At 73.9% G+C, this 18,069-nt stretch carries 19 protein-coding genes; 9 read left to right on the top strand and 10 right to left on the bottom strand.

The genetic code is table 11. The features are described from left to right. Positions 1–7 precede the first annotated feature (7 nt). Positions 8–1,231: an MFS transporter gene (locus L6241_RS14995; protein ID WP_368246914.1), complete on the bottom strand. Its 1,224-nt coding sequence runs from the start codon at positions 1,229–1,231 to the stop codon at positions 8–10. Between the two features lie 269 nt (positions 1,232–1,500). On the opposite strand from L6241_RS14995, the gene L6241_RS15000 reads away from it, so the two are divergent. Continuing rightward, positions 1,501–2,037, top strand: a complete 537-nt coding sequence (locus tag L6241_RS15000) for a 2'-5' RNA ligase family protein (protein ID WP_368246915.1) — start codon at positions 1,501–1,503, stop codon at positions 2,035–2,037. Between the two features lie 11 nt (positions 2,038–2,048). Here the strand turns inward: L6241_RS15000 and L6241_RS15005 are convergent, their stop codons facing one another. Beyond that, positions 2,049–3,008 carry an intradiol ring-cleavage dioxygenase gene (locus tag L6241_RS15005; protein WP_368246916.1) on the bottom strand — a complete coding sequence of 320 codons (960 nt, stop codon included), beginning with the start codon at positions 3,006–3,008 and terminating at the stop codon, positions 2,049–2,051. Between the two features lie 160 nt (positions 3,009–3,168). On the opposite strand from L6241_RS15005, the gene L6241_RS15010 reads away from it, so the two are divergent. Next, positions 3,169–3,900, top strand: a complete 732-nt coding sequence (locus L6241_RS15010; RefSeq protein ID WP_368246917.1) for a VIT family protein — start codon at positions 3,169–3,171, stop codon at positions 3,898–3,900. On the opposite strand, the gene L6241_RS15015 is transcribed toward L6241_RS15010, so the two are convergent. After that, positions 3,870–4,223, bottom strand: a complete 354-nt coding sequence (locus L6241_RS15015; RefSeq protein WP_148041597.1) for a hypothetical protein — start codon at positions 4,221–4,223, stop codon at positions 3,870–3,872. The genes L6241_RS15010 and L6241_RS15015 overlap by 31 nt on opposite strands. Positions 4,224–4,297: 74 nt before the next feature. Then, the gene (locus L6241_RS15020) at positions 4,298–5,821 is read right to left on the bottom strand and encodes a hypothetical protein (protein ID WP_229300140.1); all 1,524 of its coding nucleotides are present in this window, start codon (positions 5,819–5,821) and stop codon (positions 4,298–4,300) included. Between the two features lie 66 nt (positions 5,822–5,887). Here L6241_RS15020 and L6241_RS15025 point away from each other — a divergent pair, with 66 nt between their 5' ends. Both L6241_RS15025 and L6241_RS15030 read left to right on the top strand, forming a co-directional pair. Then, entirely contained in the window at positions 5,888–6,544 is a 657-nt protein-coding gene (locus L6241_RS15025) for a peptidylprolyl isomerase (RefSeq protein WP_368246918.1), read from the top strand. 7 nt (positions 6,545–6,551) lie between these two features. Continuing rightward, positions 6,552–6,893, top strand: coding sequence for an MGMT family protein (locus tag L6241_RS15030; protein ID WP_368246919.1), 342 nt, complete (start codon positions 6,552–6,554; stop codon positions 6,891–6,893). Between the two features lie 134 nt (positions 6,894–7,027). On the opposite strand, the gene L6241_RS15035 is transcribed toward L6241_RS15030, so the two are convergent. Further along, positions 7,028–7,516 carry a MarR family winged helix-turn-helix transcriptional regulator gene (locus L6241_RS15035; RefSeq protein WP_368246920.1) on the bottom strand — a complete coding sequence of 163 codons (489 nt, stop codon included), beginning with the start codon at positions 7,514–7,516 and terminating at the stop codon, positions 7,028–7,030. A gap of 288 nt (positions 7,517–7,804) precedes the next feature. Beyond that, positions 7,805–9,202 carry an MFS transporter gene (locus L6241_RS15040; RefSeq protein ID WP_368246921.1) on the bottom strand — a complete coding sequence of 466 codons (1,398 nt, stop codon included), beginning with the start codon at positions 9,200–9,202 and terminating at the stop codon, positions 7,805–7,807. A 328-nt stretch (positions 9,203–9,530) separates the two neighbouring features. Between L6241_RS15040 and L6241_RS15045 the strand changes: the two genes are divergently transcribed. Beyond that, positions 9,531–10,670, top strand: coding sequence for an XdhC family protein (locus L6241_RS15045; protein ID WP_191565167.1), 1,140 nt, complete (start codon positions 9,531–9,533; stop codon positions 10,668–10,670). 163 nt (positions 10,671–10,833) lie between these two features. On the opposite strand, the gene L6241_RS15050 is transcribed toward L6241_RS15045, so the two are convergent. Further along, positions 10,834–12,342, bottom strand: coding sequence for a DHA2 family efflux MFS transporter permease subunit (locus L6241_RS15050; RefSeq protein WP_368246922.1), 1,509 nt, complete (start codon positions 12,340–12,342; stop codon positions 10,834–10,836). Positions 12,343–12,372: 30 nt separating this feature from the next. Further along, positions 12,373–13,182: a hypothetical protein gene (locus L6241_RS15055; RefSeq protein ID WP_368246923.1), complete on the bottom strand. Its 810-nt coding sequence runs from the start codon at positions 13,180–13,182 to the stop codon at positions 12,373–12,375. Positions 13,183–13,348: 166 nt separating this feature from the next. Between L6241_RS15055 and L6241_RS15060 the strand changes: the two genes are divergently transcribed. Beyond that, positions 13,349–14,602 (top strand): YncE family protein, encoded by a 1,254-nt coding sequence (locus L6241_RS15060; protein ID WP_368246924.1) that lies wholly within the window; start codon positions 13,349–13,351, stop codon positions 14,600–14,602. A 77-nt stretch (positions 14,603–14,679) separates the two neighbouring features. Here L6241_RS15060 and L6241_RS15065 read toward each other — a convergent pair whose 3' ends face one another. Further along, entirely contained in the window at positions 14,680–15,168 is a 489-nt protein-coding gene (locus L6241_RS15065) for an SRPBCC domain-containing protein (protein ID WP_191564410.1), read from the bottom strand. Between the two features lie 5 nt (positions 15,169–15,173). Beyond that, positions 15,174–15,515, bottom strand: a complete 342-nt coding sequence (locus L6241_RS15070) for a helix-turn-helix transcriptional regulator (RefSeq protein ID WP_068272399.1) — start codon at positions 15,513–15,515, stop codon at positions 15,174–15,176. Positions 15,516–15,661: 146 nt separating this feature from the next. Here L6241_RS15070 and L6241_RS15075 point away from each other — a divergent pair, with 146 nt between their 5' ends. The 3 genes from L6241_RS15075 to L6241_RS15085 are packed head-to-tail and all read left to right on the top strand — an operon-like array spanning position 15,662 to position 18,031. Further along, complete coding sequence (locus L6241_RS15075; RefSeq protein WP_252976084.1) at positions 15,662–16,564, top strand: diacylglycerol kinase family protein; 903 nt, start codon at positions 15,662–15,664, stop codon at positions 16,562–16,564. Further along, positions 16,561–17,502, top strand: coding sequence for a phosphatase domain-containing protein (locus L6241_RS15080; RefSeq protein WP_368246925.1), 942 nt, complete (start codon positions 16,561–16,563; stop codon positions 17,500–17,502). Before L6241_RS15075 ends, L6241_RS15080 begins: the two co-directional genes overlap by 4 nt. Before the next feature lie 25 nt (positions 17,503–17,527). Then, entirely contained in the window at positions 17,528–18,031 is a 504-nt protein-coding gene (locus tag L6241_RS15085) for an aminoacyl-tRNA deacylase (protein WP_368246926.1), read from the top strand. Positions 18,032–18,069: the final 38 nt, after the last annotated feature.

Here is an 18,069-nt window from a genome sequence, read left to right on the forward strand (position 1 = left end):
GACCAGCCTAGACACGCACGCCGTCGCGTGCGTGGTCCGTGAGCTCGTCGTCGACGCTCGCCGCGCGCACGGCCCGCAGACCGGCCCACACGAAGGGGACGGCGGTGGCGGTGAGGACCCACAGCACGACGGTCCAGCCACCGGTCGCGTCGTGGAGGACCCCGACGAGCAGCGGGCCCGCGCCGGCGAGCAGGTAGCCGACCGGCTGGACGAAGCCGGAGACCCGGGCCGTGACGAGCGGCGAGCGCGTGCGCGCCGTGATGAGGGCGATGACGAGCGGGAAGGCGAAGCCGGACAGCCCGAGCGCGACCGCCCACGCCCACGGCGTGGTCGCCGGGGCGCCGATGAGGCCGCCGTAGCCGAGGACGAGGAGCAGCCCGAGCACGACGATCATCGGGCGCAGCCCGCGGCCGCGGGCGATGACGCCGGGCATCGTCAGCCCGCCGATGATCGTCACCGCGGCGAGCAGGGCCTGCATCGAGCCAGCAGTCGCGGCGCTGAGACCGGCGTCGCGGTAGATCTGGGGCAGCCAGCCCATCTGGATGTAGGCGTGCATCGACTGCAGCCCGAAGAGCACGGTCATCGCCAGGGCGGTGGGGGAGCGCACGACGTGCGCGCTCGGCGGGGCGTCGACGTCCGTGCCGACGACGACCCGTCGGCGCTCGGTGCGCGAGAGCCACCACCACAGGGGGACCGCGACGGCGGCGCCGACGCCCCACACCCCGAGCCCGGTGCGCCAGCCGCCGGCGGCCGCGGCGGGGGCCGCGAGGAGCGAGCCGATCGCGCCTCCGACGATGAGGCCGGTGCCGTAGAGGGTCATGAGACGGACCTCGTGGCCGCGGTGGGACTTCACCCACGCGGGGACGAGGACGTTGCCGACGGCCATGCCGAGCAGGGCGCCCGCCGAGAGCACGAGGAAGGCTGCGGGTGCGTCGACGAGCGGCCGCAGGAGGAGCCCGACGGCGGCGAGCAGAAGGCCGATCGCGATGCCCCCGGCGGCGCCGACCCGGCGGCCCAGCCCGACGGCGAGCGCGCCGCCGACGCCGAAGCACAGACCCGGCAGCCCGGTGAGGGCCCCGGCCGCACCCCCGCTCATGCCCAGGCCGTCGCGGATCTCGTCGAGCACCGGGCCGACGGTCGACGCGCCGGGGCGCAGGTTGAGCGCGACGAGCGCGGTCGCGACGAGCAGCACCAGGCTCGTCCCGGCCGGCCCCGGCCTGCCTCTCGTCATCACCAGCCGACCTTACGTCCGTGCACGCACGACCACCCGACGGGCTCACCCTTCGTCCCCGGGTCCCCGGGTAGCCAGCCCGCAGGGTCTCTCAGCCGCGGGGCTACAAAACCCTGCTGGCAGCCTTTTGACGTGCGCGGACCCCTTCGAGAGGGTCCTGGCACATCAAGACCCAGCCAGCAGGGTTTTGTAGGAGGAGGGACGAAGGGGGAGGGGCGAAGGGGGACCCAGCAGCACCTCGTCGGGGGCGGGAGGGGGATGCTGGGGGTGTGGCACGGCACTCCCTCGACCTGACCCTCGACCCGGTGGGCGACGCGGTCGTGCGGGGGTGCTGGCAGCGGCTGCACGCCGCGGGCCTGGCCTCGCCGCACGGCCACGCGAGCACGAGCAACCGCCCGCACGTCACCCTCGCGGCCGCGGCGAAGATGAGCGCGGACCTCGCCGCGCAGGCAGGCTCCGCGGTCGAGCCGCTGCTGCCGGTGCCCGTCGAGCTCGGCGAGCCGGCGACCTTCGCCGGCCGCGCGCTCGTGCTCCACCTGCCCGTCGTCGTGCCCGACGAGCTGCGCACCGTCGTCGACGGGGTGCGCCGCGCCGCCCAGGACCCGCGGGCCGACGAGCCGTGGGCGCCGCACGTCACCCTCGTCGCGAGACTGGCGCTCAAGGACCTGCAGCGGGCGCTCGCCGTCGTCGAGGAGGAGCCGCCCGGGGCGGTCGTCCTCGCCGGCCTCACGTGGTGGGACCCGCAGGCCCGCACCGTCACCCGGCTCGTCGGCCCGGACGCCGGCCGCGTCGAGCACCACCCCTGAGGGCCGGGGGCTCAGCCGCCCGCCGGGCCCCCGCCGGGGGCGCCCCCCATGCCACCACCCATGCCGCCGCCCGTCGGCTCGGTCGCCGTGTCGACGCCGACGGTCAGGGTGACCTCGTACCCCTTCGTCACGTCGCCGGTGACGTCCGCGAGCTGGCTCGTCCCGCCGTCGTCGCCGAAGACGTTGTCCGAGGTCAGGCTCAGCCGGCCGAGGTTGCCCACCGAGTCCTCGTACCCCGAGGTCGCGTAGACGGCGTCGCACGCGTCCTTGGGCAGGGCCACCTGCGAGGTCGCGATCGCGTTGCCCGCGTCGGTGATGCTCGCCTCGTCGGGGTAGACCTCGAAGTGGATGTGCGGCCACCGCCCCGAGTAGCACGCGGGGAAGATGCTCGTGAAGCTCACGCGCCCGCTGTCGTCGGCCACCTGCACCCCGCGCAGGTAGTTCTCGTCCTCGGCGCCCTCGGTGTACATCGAGTAGCGGCCCTCGCGGTCGCAGTGCCAGACGTAGACGGCCACCCCGGCGAAGGGGGTGCCGCCCCCGGCGAGGTCCTTGAGGGAGAGGGTGAGGGTCATCGGGACCCCCTCGGCCGTCGTCGTCGAGGAGCCGAAGCTCGAGCGGATGTCCTGGTGCACGACGCCGGACTCGGCGAGGACGTCGGGGCCGTTGCTCCCGTCACCGGGGTAGGGGCCCGCGGTCTCGTCGGGGATCTCGGCGAGGGCGCCCGAGCTCGTGCTCGACGCGCTGCTGCCCGAGGTCGTGCTGCTGCTCGCCGCCCCGCTCGTGCTGCTCGAGCTCGTGCTGTCGGTGCCGCCCGCGCAGGCCGTCAGCCCGAGCACCCCGCTCGCGCCGAGGAAGGTCAGCACCCGGCGGCGACCCAGCAGCGTGCCGAGGTCGAACTGCAGCCCCTGGTCGACGAGCTCCTCGTCCTGCCTGGGCAGCTCGCGGCCCTCGTACGTACGCCTGTCGCTCATGTCGTCCTCCGTCGTCTCGGGTGGGCCCTGGACCGGGCTGCGCTGTCGGATGACAGTCCAGGCCGCGGCCCTGTGCGCCTGCTGTGGGGCGGGTGTGGGGGCCTGCTGAGTGAGGCCAGGCGTCCTTGCAGAGCAGGACGGGTGGGAGTAGATCAGGGTCATGAGCGATGCCCAGTCCAGGACCCCTGAGTCCCTGCCCCCGATCCCCGCCGACGAGCAGGCCGGCGCCCTGTCGGCGAAGCTCAACTGGCTGCGGGCGGGCGTCCTCGGCGCGAACGACGGCATCATCTCCACGGCCGGTCTCGTCATGGGTGTCGCCGGGGCGACGACCGACACGAGCGCGCTGCTCGTCGCCGGCACCGCGGGCCTCGTCGCGGGGGCGCTGTCGATGGCCGGGGGCGAGTACGTGTCGGTGAGCAGCCAGCGCGACACCGAGATCGCCGAGCTGCGGCACGAGGCGCAGGAGATCGCCGAGGACCCCGAGGGCGAGCTGCGTCAGCTCGCCGGGATCTACGAGCGCAAGGGGATCCCCGCCGACGTCGCCCACGAGGTGGCCGTCGCGCTCACCGAGCGCGACGCGCTCGCCGCTCACGCCGAGTCCGAGCTCGGCATCAGCCCCGACGTGCGAGCCAACCCGTGGCAGGCGGCCGGGGCGTCGGCGGCCGCCTTCAGCCTCGGCGCCCTCGTGCCGCTGCTCGTCATGGTGCTCTCGCCGGTGGCGCACCGGGTGCTGCTCACGCTCGGCGCGGTCGTCCTCGCCCTCGTCCTCACCGGCCTGACCAGCGCGACGCTCGGCGGCAGCGGGCGTGCCCGCCCGATCGCCCGCAACGTCGTCGTCGGTCTGCTCGGGATGGGTCTGACCTATCTCGTCGGCACCGTCGTCGGCGGCTGAGGCGGCGGGCTCGGCCACGGGGCCCGTCCCTGCTGCAGCACCTGCGCGATCTCGCTGATCGCGCGCCCGCTGCGTGCCCAGTCGCCGGCCTCGGTGTCCCACACGGGGGTCCAGCCCTCGCGCACCTCGACGCGCCACTGCCGCCCGAGCAGCACGCGACCGAGGACGACGAAGGGGACGAGGAGCAGCAGGAGGAGCAGCTCGACCGCGACGAGCAGCGCGGTGATCAGGACGGGGATGAAGAGCACGAGCAGGACCAGACCGATGATCATGCTGATGGGGTCGTCACCGAGGCCGGTGCTCGACGGGACCTCGGGACCCATGACGCGGGTCCGACGGCGCCACGGCACCCACCGCCGGGAGACCCGCCACGTGCGTCCCTGAGGGTCGACGACCTTCACCCGCGGCCCGACCCGCCCCGGCCCACCTTCGCCCGCAGCCGTGACGGCAGCCCGGCCGCCGCGGCCACCCCGAGGGCCGAGCGTGGCTCGTAGCCCACGCGCCACAGCCCGCCGTGGGCGGCGCCGTCGGAGAAGAGCTCCTCGGGGTGGGCCCGCACCACCTGCGGCGCCATGAGGTCGTGGACGAGGAGCGCTGCCATGAGCGGCCGGACGGTCTCGGGCTCGAAGACCTCGATCCCGAAGCGGTGCGCGCCCGCGTACGCCGCGCCGAGCACGGGGTTCTTCACCACCGAGCGGGTCCACGTCGCGGGCGCGACGTTGAAGGACACCCGGTGCCCGCCCGCCTCGGCCGCGACCCCGCGCCAGCGCTGCAGCCTCTTCGCGACGGCGTAGTTCGGGCCCTGCTGGGGCACGAGGACGTCGGCGATGCCCGGCTCGCCGTCGGACGAGCCCGCGTACGCCGGCGCGAAGAGCGCCCCGCGGGCGAGCGCCCGGGCCGGGGCCTGCACCCCGCGCAGCGCGAGACCGCGGGCGTCCCACCGGCGCCGCGCGTCGGCGACAACCTCGGGCGGGACGACGAAGGTGTCGGTCGGTGTCGCGAGCCAGGCGAGCGCGGTCTGCGGCTCCTGCTCGAGCAGCGCGGTCATGAGCAGGTCGCTCGCCGCGCTCACCCGCACGTGGACCCCGCTGTCGGCGTAGGCGTGCATCCCGACGACGAAGGGGTCGTCGCCGCGCGCCCGACGGACCCAGTCGAGCACCTCGAGGGGCTGGTGCACGACGTCGGCACCCGCGTCGCCGTGCTCGTCGACGGGGAAGCGCAGGGTGCCGGCCAGACCCGCCGCGAGACCGCGCTTGTAGCGCCAGGCCCTCGAGCGCGGCAGGTCGATCGCGTGCACCTCGACCCCCCACGACAGCAGCGGCTCGAGCGGGCCCATCTCGGCACCCGCGCCGACGAGGAGCACCCGCCGACCCGGCAGCGTGAGCCACTCGGGGTGCGCGACGACCTCGCGCACGGCGTCGCCGACGCTCGGCTCGACGACCCCCTCCTCGACCCAGCGCTCCACCTGCGCGAGGAGCGCGGTGCCGCTCAGGTCACGTCCGCGCAGCGGCACCCGCAGCTCGCGGACCGCCTCGCCGGTGCCGGTGACCGACTCGGTGGCGAAGGGGGTCAGGCTCACCCCTTCGTGCCCGGTCCCGTCGGTCGAGGTGCCGAGGTCGACGTCCTCGAGCGGGGTCTCGCACCCGTCCTCGCCGACGAGGACGAGACGGCGGCGCATCGAGGCCAGGCCGTCGCGCGCGATCTGGCGGGCCGCGAGCGACGAGGCGGCCGAGGCCGCGGTGATGTCGTGCACGTGCGTGAGGTATCCCTTGCGCCAGTCCGGCGTCGCCTCGATGCGCCGGGCGAGCGCGGCGTCGACCCCGGCGACGGAGTCGGCGAGGATCCCCCGGGTCGTCGCCGTCGTCGGCCGCTCGTCACCGACCGCGGGGAAGTGGATGCCGGCACTCGTGCTCGCGCTCATGGGCGTCATCCTCACCTCCGCGTCGTGGGGCGGCAAGGGCGGGGAGCGCTTCGTAGACTCACCGGCATGCGCGCCCCCCTCGCCCTGCTCGCCGTGCCCGCCCTCGCCCTCGCGCTCGCCTCGTGCGGCTCCGACGAGCCGGAGAACCCGACCGGGGTGAGCCAGAGCGGGGCGGCGGTCGAGTGCCCGCCTGCCGAGGGGGTCGAGACGCCGGTGCAGACCTTCGAGCAGGCGCCGCCGATGTGCATCGACGAGTCGAAGACCTACACCGCGGTGGTGACGACCGACGTCGGCGACGTCACCTTCGCGCTCGACGCGAAGAAGGCGCCGAAGACCGTCAACAACTTCGTCGTGCTCTCGCGGTACGGCTACTACGACGGCGTGCCCTTCCACCGCGTCATCCCCGGTTTCATGATCCAGGGCGGCGACCCGACCGGGCAGGGTAACGGCGGCCCGGGCTACGAGTTCGAGGACGAGCTGCCGGCGGCCGGCGAGTACGAGATCGGCTCGCTCGCGATGGCCAACGCCGGCCCGGACACCAACGGCTCGCAGTTCTTCGTCGTCACCGGCGACTCCGGTGTCGCGCTGCCGCCGGACTACTCGCTCTTCGGCAAGGTCACGAGCGGCATGGAGACCGTCCGCGAGATCGAGGAGGACGGCAGCCCCGACGGCTCCCCGGGCGAGGAGCACACGATCGACTCGATCACCATCACCGAGAAGTAGCCCCGGGGTGGACGACGTCGTCGCCGAGCGCGTCCTGCGCGCCGTCGAGCTCGTCCCGCCGGGCCGGGTCGTCAGCTACGGAGACCTCGGCGAGCTCGTCGGGCGCGGCCCGCGGCTCGTCGGCCGGGTGATGAGCACGTACGGCAGCGATGTCGCGTGGTGGCGGGTCGTCAACGCCTCCGGCGAGCACGTCCCGCACCTGCGGGTGGCAGCCTTCGAGCGGTGGGCCGACGAGGGGATCGCCGTGGGGCCCAACGGCCGCGGCTGCCGCATCGCCGACTACCGCGCCGATCTCGAGGCGCTCGCGAGCGCCCACGCCGCGGCCTGCGCCGACCTCCCCCCGATCTGACCCCTTCGCGCTCCCGCCCCTCGCCCCCTTCGCGCTCCCGCGAGGTATGGAGATCGGTCGGGATCCCCCGGGGGTCGCCGACCGATCGCCATACCTCGGCGAAGGGGGAGGACCTCGGCGAAGGGGGAGCGGCCTCAGCTCTCCGCGGCGTCGAGCTCGGCGGCGAGCTCGGCCCAGCGCACGCTCAGGGCGTTGAGCTCGGCCATGATCTCCTCCTTGCGCCGGGGCGCGTGGGCGAAGAGGGCCTCGTCGAGGGGCGTGATGCACTCCCGGCTGCGCGCGAGCTCGGCCTCGCCGAGCGCGGTGATCTGCACGACCTTGCGCCGGGCGTCGATCGGCGAGCGGGTGCGCACGATGAGCGAGCGGCGCTCGAGGCGACGGGCGACGTCGACCATCGTCGAGGCGTCGAGAGCCGCCGCCGAGCCCACCGACGCCTGGTCGGACCCGTCGTGCTCGTCGAGCACCGCGAGCACGGCGAACTGCGGCCCGGTGAGGCCGGTGTCGACCATGCGCGACCACGCCGCGGTGTAGCTCTGGTAGAGCTTGCGGATGACGAAACCGGGGGCGTCGCCCAGCCGGCCGGGCGTCTGCGCCCGTCGTACGTCGGTGCTGCCCCTGCTCACCCGGTCCCTCTCGTCACGCGCCGTCGACGGCGTCGAGCGCCTCCGACAGGACCTGGTCGGCCCCCTGCGCATTGTCCCAGAAGACCATGTGACCGGCCTGCGGGACGACGTGCACGGACGCGTGCGGGTTCGCCGCCTCGACCTCGTCATCGGGCCGAGCGACTGGCGCCGGCGACCTCGGCCTCCTCGCCGAGGCTCGTCAGCAGCGCGACGGCGTCACGCACGCTCGATGCGCGGTGGTAGCTCACGGGTGCGGGCTCCACGGGCCAGCTGCTGGGGACAGCGAGATCAGTCGAGCGCGCCGGCGCGCGCGGGTGCCGGGACGGCGGTGTCGACGTCCTCGACGACGGCGTCGAGCTCCATCCCCTTGGTCTCGGGGCCGAACTTCGCCATGACCGCGACGGCCACGAAGACGGCGCCCATGAGGACGAGGAAGGTGTTGACCAGACCCAGCGTCGGGAAGGCCCAGGCGCTGAAGACGATCGGTGCGAGGCCGGTCGCGATGCGGCTCATCGACGACGCCCAGGCGAAGCCGCTCGCGCGGACCTCGGTGGGGTAGATCTCGGCGATGTAGGCGTAGAGCACCGGGATCGCGACCTGGATGACGAAGCCGAAGATGCCGATCGCGATGAGCGCGGCGCCCGGCACGTCGATCGTGCAGCCGATGCCGACGAGGGCGACCGAGCCGAGCGTCGCGCTGACGCCGAGCAGCCATTTGCGGCCGGTGATGTCGACGAGGACCGCCGACAGCGCGCAGCCGGAGATGCCGATCGCGCTCATGATCGTCGAGCCGAGGAAGGCGACGGTGAAGGTCGCCCCGGCGTCGCGCAGCAGGGTGGGCAGCCAGCTGAGGGCGGCGTAGTAGACGACCATGATGCTCACGAAGAGCATCCAGGCCATGAAGGTGATCATCGGCAGCTGACCCCAGATGGTGCGCAGCTGGCGCGACGCGGCGACGACGCCGCTGACCCTCGCCTGGACCACAGGCGGCTTGATCTCGTAGGGCTCGGGCGTGGCCCCGGTCTCGACGACGAGCCGGTCGATGATCTCCCGTGCCTCGGCCTCTCGGCCGACCTTCGCGAGGTAGATCGGCGACTCGGGGATGCCGCGGCGCACCCAGAAGGTGAGCAGGGCGGGCAGCACCATGATGCCGAGCATGACCCGCCAGTTGTGCTCGACCTCGAGCAGGGCCCACGCGGACAGGCCCGCGAGGGTCGCGCCGATCGGCCAGAAGAGGTCGAGGGCGGTGAGGACCTTGCCGCGCACGGCCCTCGGCGAGAACTCGCCGACGATCGCGTAGTCGACGGGGATGCACCCGCCGAGACCGAAGCCGGCGAGGAAGCGGAAGAGCAGGAAGACGCTGTACGTCGGCGAGAAGGCGCCGAGCACCGAGAAGAGCGCGAAGATCACCAGCGTGATGCTGAAGGCCCGCTTGCGCCCGAGCCGGTCGGCGATGCTGCCCCACGTGATGGCCCCGACGGCCATGCCGATGAGGTTGGCCGTCGCGACGTACCCGCGCTCACCGGGGGAGAGGTCGAACTCAAGGCCGACGAGCGGGGTCAGGAAGCCGTTGAGCGCGACGTCCCAGGCGTCGAAGAGGTAACCGAGGCCGCCGATGAGGAAGATCTTCCCCTGGACATCCCATCTCCAGGGGAGGTCTTGGACGACCTGATCGCCAGTACGCATTGCAAATCTCCGTAGATCGTGGGGCGCGGGTGACACCGAGCCTGGTGGCTCGGCGGCGGAATTGGTGGTGGCAGGACACTATGGCGGCGTCGAGGCGCCGTCGCCGACGACGACCTCGAAGATGTGGCTGTCGACACGTGGTGCCTGCTGGTGGATGGGGAGAATTGTCGACGGTGGACCGGCGGCGCTGGTCGGGGGGCCTCGGCGAGGGCGCTCGGCCTGCCCACCGAGTAGCCCGATGCCGGGAGCCTGCTCAGCGGTCGCTACTGATCCGGCAGCTCGGGCTAGCCTGCGAGGACCGCCGAGGCCGTGACGAAGGGAGCCCGCCGTGCGTGACGTCCTCGACGACCTCGTCGAGAGCTGGCGAGCCGGCCGCACCGTCGGTCTGGCCACCCTCGTCGAGACCTGGCGCTCTGCGCCGCGGCAGCCCGGCGCGGCGATGCTCGTCGACGAGGGCCGCGCCGTGGGCTCGGTCTCCGGCGGCTGCGTCGAGGGCGCGGTCTACGAGCTCGCCCAGGAGGTTGCGACCGCCGGCATCCCGCAGCTGGTCCGCTACGGCGTGAGCGACGGCGACGCGCTCGAGGTGGGGCTCACCTGCGGCGGCACGCTCGAGCTCTTCGTGCAGCCCGTCTCGCGCGACCTCTTCCCCGAGCTCGGCGCGATCGCGCAGGACATCCGCTCCGGTCGCCCGGTCGCCGTGGCGACCGTCGTCGAGCACACCGACGCCGCCTTCGTCGGGCGACGTGTCGTCGTGCACCCGGGGTCGGACGAGCGCGAGGAGGTCGACGCCGCGGGCTTCCCGGGCGGTCGCCGTGGGCTCGACGCCGTCACCGACGACGCCCGGGGCCTGCTCGCGCAGGGCACGCCGGAGCTGCTCACCTACGGCACGTCGGGAGAGCGGCGCGGCGAGGGGATGCGGGTCTTCGTCGAGGTCTTCGCGCCCCGGCCCAGGCTCGTCGTCTTCGGGGCGATCGATTTCGCCTCGGCGATGGTGCGCCAGGGGCGTCTGCTCGGCTACCACGTGACGGTGTGCGACGCGCGGCCCACCTTCGCCACCGCCGCCCGGCTGCCCGGCGCCGACGAGGTCGTCGTGCGCTGGCCTCACCAGTACCTGCGCGAGGAGGCCGAGGCGGGGCGGATCGACCGGCGCACCGCGCTCACGGTGCTCACCCACGACCCGAAGTTCGACATCCCGCTGCTCGAGGTTGCTCTTCGCCTCGACGTCGCCTTCGTCGGGGCGATGGGCTCGCGGCGCACGCACGAGGAGCGCGAGGCGCAGCTGCGGGCCGCCGGGGTCACCGAGGCCGAGCTCGCGCGGCTCAGCTCGCCGATCGGCCTCGACCTCGGGGCGCGGACCCCGGAGGAGACAGCGGTGTCGATCGCGGCCGAGATCATCGCGCTCCAGTGGGGCGGCGCGGGCACCCGGCTCTCCCACCGCGACGGCCCGATCCACCACCCCCACGCCTGACCCCCCTTCGCCCCTGCCCCCTCACCACCCCGCTCCGCCGAGGTATGGCAATCGGTTGGGATCCGATGCGGATCCCGACCGATTGCCATACCTCGGCGAAGGGGGAGAGCGGCGGCGGGTGCGGGAGAGGAGGGCGAAGGGGTGATCCGCCGGGCCGGGGGGCTCAGCCCTTCGTGTGGCGCATCCGCTCCAGGCCGGCAGCGGCGAGGGCGCCGACGACGAGGACGGCGGCGGGCAGCAGCATCGCCTCGCCGAAGGCCTTCGACAGGGCGTCGGCGACGGCCGGCGGGATCTGCTGGGCCGACGCCCCGGCGCCCTCCATGCTCATGCCCTGACCGGCGCCACCCCCGACGTTGGCCGCGATGCGCGAGCTCATGAGGGCGGCGATGGCCGCGCTGCCGACGACCGAGCCGACCTGGCGGGTCGTGTTGTAGACGCCCGAGCCGGCCCCGGCGAGCTGCACCGGGAGGTTGCGGTTGGCGGTCGTCGCGAGCGGGCCCCAGATCGAGGCGCCGGTCACGCCGACGAAGGTCGAGGTGATCACGACCGCCCACAGCGGGGCGTTGGCGCGCATGAGCAGGGCGAGGACGACGAGGGTCACCGCGAAGCCGCTCAGCCCGATGGTCGGCAGGATCCGGGGGTGGATGCGGTCGACGAGCTGGCCGACGGGGCGGGCGAGCACGATCGAGGCGATCGCCTGCGGGGCGAGGACGAGCGCCGCCTGCGTGGGGGACAGGCCCCGCACGCTCTGCAGCCACACGAGGAGGGGGAACATCATCGCGGTGATCGCCAGGCCCATCGTCGTGATGGCGATGTTCGACAGCGAGAAGTTGCGGTCGCGGAAGAGGCCGAGCGGCACGAGCGGCTCGGGGCGCACGCGGGACTGCCACCAGACGAAGGCGGCGAGGACGACGAGGCCGACGACGACGAGGAGCGGCACCGACAGGGGTCCGGTGATCGTGCCCCACTCGTAGCGCTCGCCCTCCTGGACGGCGAAGACGACGGCGAAGAGGCCGACGGCGGACAGCGCGACGCCGACCCAGTCGAAGGAGTGGCCGCGGGTCTCGAGGTCGGGGACGAGCCGCCACGCGGCGACGAGCCCGGCGATGCCGACGGGCACGTTGATGAAGAAGATCCACTCCCAGCCGACGCTGTCGAGCAGGACGCCGCCGAGGAGCGGGCCGACGAGGAAGGCGACGCCGGCGGTCGCGCCCCACAGCGCCATCGCGGAGCCGCGACGGTCGACGGGGAAGGTGCGGGTGATGACCGACATCGTCTGGGGCGTCATCATGGCCGCGCCGAGGCCCTGGACGACGCGGGCGACGACGAGCGCGGTGATCGACCCGCTGAGGCCGCAGGCGAGCGAGGCGAGGGTGAAGACGACGAGCCCGACAAGATAGATGCGCTTGGGCCCGAAGCGGTCGCCGAGGCGACCGGTGATGAGCAGCGGCACCGCGTAGGCGAGGAGGTAGGCGCTCGTCACCCACACGACCGACTCGATGTCGGCGCCGAAGTCGGCCATGAGCGCGGGGGTGGCGATGGAGACGATCGAGGCGTCGACGAGGATCATGAAGAAGCCGACGACGAGGGCCCAGAGGGCGGGCCAGGGGTTGTCCGGGCCCTGGGCGTTCGTGGAGCTGGTCGGAGCGGGTGCGGGGCGGGCCGTTGTCACCAGATCACGCTACGCTGCACCTCCGACAGCTCACTCCTCCTCGTCCAGGCCGGGCCGCGCCGCCCCGGCGTCCGCGTCCCCGTCGCGAGCCCCCTCGCCCGTCTGCTGAGCCTCCCGGTCGTCGCGCGCCGCGGCGTTGCGTCGCCGACGGCGGTGCTCGCCGACCGCGATGGCGATGCCGAGCAGCAGCGGCCACAGCACCTTCGCGGCGCCGAGGAGCGCGCCCAGCCACCCCGGCAGGGTGACGTCCGGCCAGGGCACCGACAGGTCGGGCAAGGGGATCGAGGGCAGGTCGGGCCACGGGATCGAGGGGAGGTCCACGCTCGGCAGGTCGAGGCCCCAGTCCGGGAGGAGGCGCCCGAGGACCGGCAGCAGCGCGGCGAGGAGGAGCGGCACGACGACCTTGCCCGCACCGCCGAGGACGTCGTCGGCGGAGGCGAGCACCGGGTGCCGCACGGCCCACTCCTCCCGGCGGTGCGCCCGGCTCCCCGGCTCGGGGTCGAGGTCGGTGCCCCCGGTCCCGACGAGCGCCCGGGGCAGCGCCGCGGACTTCGCCCCCGCGAAGTGCGTCACCCGGCGCGGGCGCCCGGTCGCGGCGAAGCGGGCCTTCATCGCGCCGATCTCCTCGACGAGCTCGTGGTCGTCGGGCACGACGAGCTCGAGGGAGTCCGCGCTGCCGCTGCTCGACGCGACCTCGACGCCGTCGACCGACCACGTCGCGAGGTTGCGGAAGCCGCGCTGCGAGGTGCGCACCTCGTGCCGGCGCCCGTCGATGTCGAGCACCCACACCTGCGGGTCCTCGATGTCGATCTGGGGCGTCTCGTCGGTCGTGTCGGTCACGTCTCGACGGTAGGCGCCCTCCCACCTCGTCGTCCTCAGCCCGCGGGCTGGTGCACCCCCTCCCCAGGTACCCCCTTCGCGGTGCGCCTCCCCGGGCCGACGACGGACCCGCCATAGCGTGGCCGGGTCGCGCGGGGGACGCGCGAGACCCGAAGGGGGAGCAGGGATGTACGTCGACGACGACCCGGTCTACAAGAGGCGCCGCCTCGTCGCGCTCGCGGTGGTCATCGCCGTCGTGCTCGCGCTGTGCGCGCTCGGTCGGGTGCTCCTCGGGGGCGATGACGCCGAGCCCGCCGCTGCCGCCACCCCCGTCGCCGCGGACGCGCCGGCGAAGAAGGCGACGACGGTCGAGCAGGCGGCGCCACCCCTTCGCCCCCAGGAGGAGCAGGGCGAGCCGGCGGGCACAGCCGACACCGAGCTCGTCCGGGTGCAGCGGATCACCGGCGGCCTCACGCCGAAGTCGGTCGTCGCGAGCGGCCAGGGTCTCGTCCTCGCGCAGAACATGATGTACAGCCACACCGTCACCGCCTACCGGCCCGACGGCGCCCGGGTGGCGACGGTCTCCGACACCGTCGACCTGTCCGACTTCGGGGTGAAGGGCCACCCCGGTCGCAGCAAGGGGGCGCCGGTCGAGGTCGCCTTCAGCCCCGACGGGCGCACCGCGTGGGTGAGCCAGTACTCGATGTACGGCAAGGGCTTCGCCCCCGAGGGCGCCGACTCGTGCACCTCGGGCGCCGGCATCTCCAACAGCTATCTCTACGAGCTCGACACGAGCACCTTCGAGGTGCGGCGGGTCGTCGAGGTCGGCGCGGTGCCGAAGTACGTCGCCGTGACTCCCGACGGACGCTCGGTCCTCGTGAGCAACTGGTGCTCGATGGACCTCACCGTCGTCGACGCGGCGAAGGGGACGGTGACCCGCACGATCCCCACGGGCGGGCAGCACCCCCGCGGCATCGCGGTGAGCCCGGACAGCACGACGGCCTACGTCGCGATCATGGGCAGCGACCGCACCGTCGCGGTCGACCTCGCGAAGGGGAGCGTGCGCACCCTCGCCGAGACCGGCGACAAGCCGCGCCACGTCGTCATCTCGCCCGAGGGCGACTACCTCTACGTGACGAACAGCGGGGCCGCGACGGTGAGCAAGGTCGAGGTGTCGAGCGGGGAGGTCGTCGCCGAGGCGAAGACCGCGGCCGACCCGCGCTCGACGGCGATCTCGCCGGACGGCGCCGCCCTGTACGTCGTCGAGCACGGCGCGGCGCGGGTCTCGAAGATCCTCACCGCCGACATGGAGCTCGTCGACTCCGAGCCCACTGACGGGCTGCCGATCGGCGTCACCTACGAGCCGACGAACAAGCGGGTCTGGGTGGCCTGCTACTCCGGCTCGATCGTCGTCTACGACGACTCCCGCCGCGGCGCCTGACCTCGCCCTCGTCCCCCTTCGCTCCCCAGTCACAGATTTCCCGCCCTGGGCGGGAAAGTGGAGGGGGCGAAGGGGGATCAGGCGGCGAGGAGAGCGTCGATCTGGTTCATCGCGCTCGCGGTGCCCTCGACGACGCCCATGTCGAGCACCTGCTGGAGCGCCTCGGCGCTCTCGTAGGTCGACACGGTCGTCAGGCGGGTGCCGCCGTCGGTGGCCTCGAAGGTCATCGTCGCGCGCGACACCGGCAGCTCCGGGGCGGGCGTGCCGGCCTCGTCCGTGGCGAAGCCGTCGGCGAAGTCGAAGCGGCGGGGCTCCTCGACGTCGCCGACCTCCCAGTAGCCGTAGTACTTCTCACCCTCGGGCGAGGTCATGTAGTAGACCATCCGGCCGCCGGGGGTCAGCGAGTGCTCGACGAAGGTCGCGGGGTAGTCCGGCGGGCCCCACACCTGCTCGAGCTGGCGCGGGTCGGCGTAGACCTGCCACACGCGGTCGACGGGGGCGGCGAAGTCGGCGACGACGGTGAGGGTACGACCCTCGACGTCGGGGGTGATGTCGGTGACGGGCATGGTGCTCAGTCCTCTCGGTCCTGCTCGGGTGGGGTGGTCGGTGAGACGTCGGTGCTGCCGCGCAGGAGCAGGTCGTCGATCCGGGCGACCCGGCCGCGCCAGACCTGCTCGATCTCGCCGAGCAGCTGACCCACCGAGCGCACGGCCTCGACGTCTCCGCTGGCCATCGCCGTGCGACCTTCGCGTCGCTTGGTGATGAGGCCGGCGCGCTCGAGGACGGCGACGTGCTTCTGCACCGCGGCGAAGGACATGTCGTACTTCTCCGCGAGCGCTGACACCGAGTGCTCCCCGGCCAGCACGCGGCGCAGGATGTCGCGCCGGGTCCGGTCGGCGAGGGCGTGGAACATCGCGTCCGCGCGGTCCTCGTCGTCAGCCACACGACAAACATACAACCGATCGGTTGTATGTCAACACCCCAGACGCGGCGCGTCCACGGGCCGTACCCGGCGCTCGTGCCGGCATCTCGGGCGGGCGCGACCCGTAGCCTTCGGGCATGACGCGCGTCGCGGTGGTGGTCAACCCCTCCAAGACGCGGGCGAAGGGGGTCGCCGACCGGGTCGCGCAGGGGTGCGCCGAGCGCGGGTGGCCCGAGCCCGAGGTGCTCGAGACCGCCGTCGACTCGACCGGTCGCGACCAGGCGGCCGCGGCCGCTCGGGCCGGCGCCGAGCTCGTCCTCGCGTGCGGCGGCGACGGCACGGTGCGCGCCGTCGCCCACGGGCTCGCCGGCACCGGGGCCGCGATGGCGCTCGTGCCCGTCGGCACCGCGAACCTCCTGGCGCACAACCTCGGTCTCGCGACCCGCGACACGGGCCGGGCCGTCGACACGGCCCTCGACGGCCGTCGCCGCCCCCTCGACCTCGGTCTCGCCCGCCTCGGCGAGGACGGGAGCGAGCACCCCTTCGTCGTCCTCGCCGGCATCGGCCACGACGCGGCCACCGTCGCCGACACCCGCGACGACCTCAAGCACCGCATCGGCTGGCCCGCCTACGTCACCCCGGCGGCGCGGCACGCGCTGCGCCGCCCCGTGCCCGTCCGGGTGCGCCTCGACGACGGCCCGGCCCGCGAGGTCGTCGCGTGGAGCGTGCTCGCCGCGAGCTGCGGCCGGGTGCGCGCCGGCGTCCAGATCGCCCCGGGCGCCCTGCTCGACGACGGTCTCCTCGACGTCCTCGAGGTGACCGTCGCCCGCCCGGTCGGCTGGCTCCCCGTGGCGGCGAAGGGGGTCCTCGGGCTGCGCCGGGACGTGCCCGGTCTGCGCACCCGCCGGGCCGCCGAGCTCGAGGTGACCGCGGACCAACCGCTGCACGTCCAGCTCGACGGAGACATCATGGGCCGGGTCGACCGGCTGCGGGTGCGCGTCGAGCGACGCGCCGTCGACGTCGTAGGAGGAGCCCGATGAGCACGGACCTGGTCGCCGAGGTGCACGAGCTGCAGGAGGGGTGGACGAGTGCCGCCGACGAGCGCCGGCTCGCGGAGATCTTCCTCGGCGTGCACGGCGTCGAGCTCACCGAGCTGAAGAACGCGATCAACCGGCGCGACGACCACCACGACCTCGAGGAGCTGCTCTTCGACGACGTCGACGACGACGAGATCCGCGCACGGGTCCTCGCCCATCTCGCCGCCGAGGCGCAGGCCCTCGGCAGGGTCGGGGTCAAGGTGCTCTCCGACATCGACGACACCGTCTTCCCGATGATCCACGAGACGCGCTACCCCCGCGGGCACACCCCGGTGCCGGGGGTCCTCGCCTTCCTCCAGGCCCTCGACGACGGACCGGTCGACAACCCGCTCTCGCGCGGCGACCTCACCTTCGTCACCGCCCGGCCCGAGCTCGCGATGGGTCTCGTCGAGGGCTCGACGAAGGACGCCCTGCGCACGGCCGGCGTCGTCTCCTCATCGGTGCTCGCCGGCGAGCTCCTCGGGCTGCGCAGCAAGGACGCGATGGCCGACGTCAAGCTCGCGAACGTCGAGCGCTACCGGCAGGCCTTCCCCGAGTACGGCGTCGTCTTCGTCGGCGACACCGGGCAGGGCGACGTCCTCGTCGGCACCCGGATGCGCGAGGCCTACCCGCAGGACTGCCCCGCCGTCTTCGTCCACGACGTCGTCGCCACGGCGCAGCCCGAGCGCGACCGGCTCGCCGCGCTCGGCGTGCACGTCGTCGACACCTACGTCGGCGCTGCCGGCGTGGCCCGGGGGCTGGGGCTCATCTCCGACGCAGGCGTCGCCGAGGTCACCGAGCAGGCCCTGGCCGAGCTCGACGAGGTCGCGTGGGAGAGCGCGGAGCAGGAGCGCGACACCCGGGCGCTCTTCGAGCGTGACGTCGCCGCGCTGCTCGGCTGACACCGCCCGCCCCTACGCTGGGGCGATGAGCGAGCGCGAGCCGGCCGAGACCTCCGACGGCGAGCGCAGGGCGGTCGCGGCGATGCTCGCCGCCGGCATCGAGCACGAGGTGACCCGGCACGGCCGGGTGGGCTCGCTCGCCGAGGCCGCTGCCGCCCGCGGGGTGCAGCCCGCCGACATCGTCAAGACCCTCGTCGTGCGCCGGGGCGACGACGACCACCTCTTCGTCCTCGTGCCGGGCGACCGCGAGATCGACTGGCCGCTGCTGCGCGAGCACCTCGGGGTGAGCCGGCTGTCGATGCCCGACGCGGGCACGGCCCGCGACGTCACCGGCTACGAGCGGGGCACGATCACCCCCTTCGGGTCCACGCACGCCTGGCCGGTCGTCGCGGACGCCTCGATCCTGCGGCTCGAGGGGCGCCGCGTGCCCATCGGCGCGGGCGCGCACGGGGTCGCCGCGACCGTCCCCGCAGCCCGTCTCGTCGAGGTCCTCGGGGCCGACGTCGCCGGGGTCACCCGGCCCGCCTGAGCGGCCACGTCCCACGCTCGGGGACGCGGCAGAGGGGG

The sequence above is a fragment of the Janibacter sp. Y6 genome, from assembly GCF_040900765.1.
In the GTDB taxonomy this organism is placed as follows: Bacteria; Actinomycetota; Actinomycetes; order Actinomycetales; family Dermatophilaceae; genus Marihabitans; species Marihabitans melonis.

Coding starts and splice junctions, on each gene's coding strand:
- L6241_RS15025 (WP_368246918.1), top strand. CDS start 5,888: ATGCGCGCCCCCCTCGCCCTGCTCGCCGTGCCCGCCCTCGCCCTCGCG.
- L6241_RS15075 (WP_252976084.1), top strand. CDS start 15,662: ATGACGCGCGTCGCGGTGGTGGTCAACCCCTCCAAGACGCGGGCGAAG.
- L6241_RS14995 (WP_368246914.1), bottom strand. CDS start 1,231: ATGACGAGAGGCAGGCCGGGGCCGGCCGGGACGAGCCTGGTGCTGCTC.
- L6241_RS15015 (WP_148041597.1), bottom strand. CDS start 4,223: ATGGGTCCCGAGGTCCCGTCGAGCACCGGCCTCGGTGACGACCCCATC.
- L6241_RS15010 (WP_368246917.1), top strand. CDS start 3,169: ATGAGCGATGCCCAGTCCAGGACCCCTGAGTCCCTGCCCCCGATCCCC.
- L6241_RS15060 (WP_368246924.1), top strand. CDS start 13,349: ATGTACGTCGACGACGACCCGGTCTACAAGAGGCGCCGCCTCGTCGCG.
- L6241_RS15080 (WP_368246925.1), top strand. CDS start 16,561: ATGAGCACGGACCTGGTCGCCGAGGTGCACGAGCTGCAGGAGGGGTGG.
- L6241_RS15020 (WP_229300140.1), bottom strand. CDS start 5,821: ATGAGCGCGAGCACGAGTGCCGGCATCCACTTCCCCGCGGTCGGTGAC.
- L6241_RS15040 (WP_368246921.1), bottom strand. CDS start 9,202: ATGCGTACTGGCGATCAGGTCGTCCAAGACCTCCCCTGGAGATGGGAT.
- L6241_RS15005 (WP_368246916.1), bottom strand. CDS start 3,008: ATGAGCGACAGGCGTACGTACGAGGGCCGCGAGCTGCCCAGGCAGGAC.
- L6241_RS15070 (WP_068272399.1), bottom strand. CDS start 15,515: ATGTTCCACGCCCTCGCCGACCGGACCCGGCGCGACATCCTGCGCCGC.
- L6241_RS15085 (WP_368246926.1), top strand. CDS start 17,528: ATGAGCGAGCGCGAGCCGGCCGAGACCTCCGACGGCGAGCGCAGGGCG.
- L6241_RS15065 (WP_191564410.1), bottom strand. CDS start 15,168: ATGCCCGTCACCGACATCACCCCCGACGTCGAGGGTCGTACCCTCACC.